Annotated in this window: 2 protein-coding genes; both read left to right on the forward strand. The window is 44.5% G+C overall.

What is annotated here, in order from left to right; translation table 11 throughout:
• Position 1: 1 nt before the first annotated feature.
• Positions 2 to 475: a cupin domain-containing protein gene (locus tag PGX78_RS07060; protein ID WP_270446137.1), complete on the forward strand. Its 474-nt coding sequence runs from the start codon at positions 2 to 4 to the stop codon at positions 473 to 475.
• A gap of 116 nt (positions 476 to 591) precedes the next feature.
• Positions 592 to 1,109, forward strand: a 518-nt coding sequence (locus tag PGX78_RS07065; RefSeq protein WP_270446138.1) for a hypothetical protein, incomplete at its 3' end; no start/stop codon positions are given.

Below are 1,109 nucleotides of genomic sequence, written 5' to 3' on the forward strand. Positions count from 1 at the left end.
GATGGCAGCTGTTTTAACGGCCGCACTTTCCGTAGGAACGGCAGCTTTTGCAGCGGACAGCACGGATTTATCGACATTGCCGCAAGTGTATGCGAAAGACAGTCTTTTTACGCTCGACAAAGAACACGTAGCAGGCGGTAACGGTACTTTGCACGGCAAGTTTGCCTTTGCCCGTACATCGGCCACACAAGAACAAGCTATTAAGGAAATCGGTCGTATGACATTGAACAAGGGAGAGTCCGTAGGGCTTCATACACATGCCGTTAATGAAGATGCGTATATTATCTTGGACGGTGAAGGCATTTTTACGGACAGCAACGGTAAGGAATATGTTGTTCGTTCCGGCGATATTACCATTGCTCGCCCGGGACAAAAACATGCGTTGCGCAATGAAAAGAAAAAGCCTTTGGTATTCCTCGATGTTATCGCTCAAAACGATACCTATGCGGCTAATCATCAACAGGATAAGAAATAATACAGATTATGGATAAAGCGGAGTTCTTTTATAAGAACTTCGCTTTTGTAAAATCGGGAGGGGAGATGATATAATAAATTACTGCGTAATTATTTTTATCACATAAGGAGAAACGTATGAATAAGAAAAAACTGATTTTCGGCGGGGTCATCCTTGTTCTCGTCTTGGTTGCAGCCTGGTATTTTATGTACTTTACCAAGACACCGGGGTATGCTTTGAACCAAGCTCGTGAAGCGTATACAAAGCATGATGTCGCAACCTTCAAAAAGTATGTAGATGTAGAATCTATTGTCGGTAGCGGTTATGATGATTTTGTGGCCGTAGCCATGGAGTCGCCGGAGATTAAAGATAATCCTATGAACGGGTTGGCATCGGCTATGTTCCAAGGTATGAAGGGACAAATCGTACCGATCGTAAGCAGTGAAATTTACAGCAGCGTAGGAAAGAAGTTGGAAGGCGACTTGCCTTCGGCACAGGATAAAGCGGCTGCCGAAAAGGTAAGACAGGATTCGGGCATTGATGATTTGACATTCAAGGACATAGGGTCTGTAAAAGAAAACGGCGACAGTGCTGTCGTGCCTGTCACATTTACGTCAAAGAGCCTCAACCAGGACTTTACCTTCGAGATTGCTAT

It is taken from the genome of Megasphaera sp. AF13-6AC (genome assembly GCF_027685385.1).
GTDB lineage: Bacteria > Bacillota > Negativicutes > Veillonellales > Megasphaeraceae > Megasphaera > Megasphaera micronuciformis.